Below are 3,374 nucleotides of genomic sequence, written 5' to 3'. Positions count from 1 at the left end.
CGGCTCGACGAGATCATCGAGATGTCCGACGCCATCATGGTGGCGCGCGGCGATCTGGGCGTGGAAATGCCGCTGGAAGCCGTGCCGGGCCTGCAGAAGCGCATCACCCGCGCCTGCCGCCGCGCCGGCAAGCCGGTGGTGGTGGCCACCCAGATGCTGGAATCGATGATCACGTCGCCGGTGCCCACCCGCGCCGAGGTTTCCGACGTCGCCACCGCCGCCTACGAGGGCGCCGACGCCATCATGCTCTCGGCCGAATCGGCCGCCGGCGCCTATCCGGTGGAAGCCGTTTCCACCATGAACAAGATCGCCGAACAGGTGGAGCGCGACCCCTATTATCCGGGCATCCTGCACGCCCAGCGTCCGGAACCGCAGGCCACCGGCGCCGACGCGATTTCCGCCGCGGCCCGGCAGATCGCCGAGACGCTGAACCTTGCCGCGATCGTCTGCTACACCGCCTCCGGCGCCACCGCCCTGCGCGCCTCGCGCGAGCGGCCCGCCGTGCCGCTGGTGGCGCTGAGCCCCATCCGCGCCACCGCCCGCCGCCTCTGCCTCATCTACGGCCTGCACACCGTGGTCAGCGAGGATGCGCGCGATCAGGACGACATGGTGGAAAAGGCCTGCGGTGTGGTGCTGGCCGATGGCTTCGCCTCCCCCGGCCAGCGCATCATCATCATGGCCGGCGTGCCGTTCGGCAGCCGCGGCGCCACCAACCTGCTGCGCCTCGCCTTCGCCGGCGACCGCGCTGCGGTGTGACGAACCGGGCCATTCCGGCCGCAGGACCGCAAAAGACAGCAAAGCCCGCCGGCCCGGACAGGGTGCGGCGGGCTTTTTGCGTGCTGAACCGGGTTTTGCATATTAAACCGGGTAAAGTGATCGGCAACGGTCACCCCGCCGGACGGCTGAACCGGCGGCACAGGGAGGACACAAAATGGCTCTGGTGAAGAATTTCGAGCGTTACGACCTTGCCCGCGAGAAAGTGCACGGCGTGGTCGACTGCACGTTCAGCAGCTTCACGACCGACGACGGACGGCGCTTTTTTCAGATCGATACTTATGGCTCTCCGACGCGCCGGTTCAGAGGCAAGAAGAGCCAGACCATTCAGCTCGACGAGACCGCAGCCCGCGATCTTGTCCGGTTGCTGTCAGCCGAATTCGGCTTCTGAGCCGGTCCCGCGCACGGTTCTCACACGTCGGCCGCCTTGATGCCGCCGGCTCTGGCGCGGCTGGTGCGACGGCGGGCCGGGCGGGCGGCAGCGGCGCCTTTGGGGCCGGCACCGCCGGCTGCCGCCGGGCTTTCCGCGGGCACGATTTCCGCCGCCGTCACTTCGGCACCGGCGCTTTCGGCCGCCGCACGCGGCCGCCCGGCGGAGCTGCCGCCAAGGGCCACCAGCGCCCGGCCGGCGCGCGCACCGGCGGCGCGCGGCGCCGACGGGCGGTTGCCGGCAACCCGCGCCAGCACGCGCTCGATGGCAGCCACCACGGCCGGCGTGTTGGTGTGATGCGGCATGTGGCCGGCACCGGACAGCAGCACCAGTTCGGTGTGCGGGGCGCGGGCCACGAAGGGATGGGCATGCAGGCCCACCGGCACCACCTGATCGGCATCGCCGGCAATCAGCGTGACCGGCACCTTCAGCTCGCTGTAGCGCGGCACGAGCCGGGCCAGATGATCGTTCAGCACCGCCACCTCGCGCGAGGTGGCGCGCACCGCCTCCGGCCGCACCGCCAGCGGTGCCCCGGTGCGGTCGATGATGTCGGCCGGCACCGGCTCGGGAGCGAACACACTGGCCACCGAGCCATCCAGCATCGACAGCGCCAGCGGCGTCACCAGCGTGTCGACGAACAGCGAGCCCACCACCGGCGCGGAAACCAGATCGCGCTGCCAGGCGAAGCCGTCGTCCCACGGATGGGTGGCCGGCGACACCAGCACGGCCGCCGCGGTGCGCGGCTGGTGACGCACGGCAAAGGCCGCGGCCACCGAACCGCCGAAGGAGTGGCCGACGATCACCGCCTTGTCGATGCCCAGCCGGTCCAGCAGGGCAGCCACCAGATCGGCCTGCTCGCTGAGCCCGGCATGGCTGCCGTGCTCGTCGAAGGAATAGCCATGGCCCGGCCGGTCGAGGAACAGCAGCCGCGCCCGCCCCTCCAGCGCCGGCCCGAGGGCGGCGAGCGGATCGCGCAGGCTGCAGGCGGTGCCGTGCAGGATCACCATCACCGGCGCATCGTCCGCGGCCGCCGGCACGTCGACCACATGCAGGCCGACGCCCTCGACCTCCACCACGTCGCCGAGCGGGGGAAACTGCCGTTCGATCCGGCTGCGCAGCCAGGCCGTCGTCATCGTCAGGCCGATGGGGCCGAACGCCATCGCCGCCCCGAAGCCGCTGAACGCCTGCCACATCGGCCCGGCGAGCTCATCGAGGGCAGTCGAGGCGCGCCCCTGCACGAGCCCGGCAAGGGGCTTCTGGCGCAGGATGGCGTTGGGGGGAATGATCGTGTTCAGAGTTCTCGACCTTCGATGGTGGCGGCGAGCGCCTCGCGCGCCTTGCGGGCTTCCTCAAGCAGCGGGTAGATGGCGAGGGCGGCATCATAGGCCTTGAGCGCCCCGGCCTTGTCGTCGAGATCGGTCAGGATCATCCCGACCCCCACCAGCGCCTGCCAGTGGCGCGGCTCAAGGGCAAGGGTAGTCCCGAGATCGTTAAGAGCTTTTCCATAGTCGCCAGTCTGAAACGCGACGGTTGCACGAAACGACCAGCCCTCGGCATAGGACGGGTCGAGACGCACCACCGCATCGGCCAGATCGGCCGCCAGCGGCAGATCGCCCGCCGCCAGCGCCACACTGGCGCGCCGCATCAGCAGGTCGACCGTCGGGCTGCCGGACTGCAGCCGCCGGCCTTCGATCCTGAGCGCGAGCCGCCCGGCACTTTCAGCATCCCCCGCCTGTCCGAGACGGCGGTAGAGGCCTTCCAGCGAGTTGTCGTCGTCCGCCGGCCTGCGCTGCGGTGCAGCAGCGCTTGAGCCTGCGGCGCCCCCCTCGCGGGCCTCGCCCTGCGCCCCCGGCGGCGGCGGAATATGCACGCCCGGCAGTTCCGGCCCGCCGGCCGACGGGCCATCGGGAAAAGGCACCGGCGCACTGTCCTCGTCCTCGCCCTGTCCGTCCTCGCCCTGTCCCGGCCCGGTCACCGCCGGATTGCCGGCGAAAGGGTCTTCGCCTTCGGTCTCGTCGGCCGATTCGTCGCTGTCCGGCAGCGCCGGCGGCGCCGGCAGCCTCAGCCCGCCGCCCTCCTGCTCTGCCGGGGAGGCGGCAGAGGCAACAGGCACACGAACAACAGGCGCACGAACAGCGGGCACATTCACAACAGGCACACCGGAAACAGG

4 protein-coding genes are annotated in these 3,374 nt (G+C 71.0%); 2 read left to right on the top strand and 2 right to left on the bottom strand.

Annotation, left to right across the window (positions count from 1 at the left end; all coding sequences use genetic code 11):
- Both V7067_RS15480 and V7067_RS15475 read left to right on the top strand, forming a co-directional pair.
- Positions 1–756, top strand: a 756-nt coding sequence (locus V7067_RS15480; RefSeq protein ID WP_334176802.1) for a pyruvate kinase, incomplete at its 5' end; no start/stop codon positions are given.
- Positions 757–931: 175 nt separating this feature from the next.
- Complete coding sequence (locus V7067_RS15475) at positions 932–1,165, top strand: methionyl-tRNA formyltransferase (RefSeq protein ID WP_334176801.1); 234 nt, start codon at positions 932–934, stop codon at positions 1,163–1,165.
- A 20-nt stretch (positions 1,166–1,185) separates the two neighbouring features.
- On the opposite strand, the gene V7067_RS15470 is transcribed toward V7067_RS15475, so the two are convergent.
- Positions 1,186–2,397: an alpha/beta hydrolase gene (locus V7067_RS15470; protein ID WP_334176800.1), complete on the bottom strand. Its 1,212-nt coding sequence runs from the start codon at positions 2,395–2,397 to the stop codon at positions 1,186–1,188.
- 98 nt (positions 2,398–2,495) lie between these two features.
- A complete protein-coding gene (locus tag V7067_RS15465; protein ID WP_334176799.1) occupies positions 2,496–3,317 on the bottom strand; it encodes a tetratricopeptide repeat protein in 822 nt (273 codons plus the stop codon).
- Positions 3,318–3,374: the final 57 nt, after the last annotated feature.

This window comes from Pseudoxanthobacter sp. (genome assembly GCF_036822375.1).
In the GTDB taxonomy this organism is placed as follows: domain Bacteria; phylum Pseudomonadota; class Alphaproteobacteria; order Rhizobiales; family Segnochrobactraceae; genus Pseudoxanthobacter.
The sequence above is the reverse complement of the archived record's forward strand: the minus strand, read 5'-3'. Positions and strand labels throughout refer to the sequence as shown.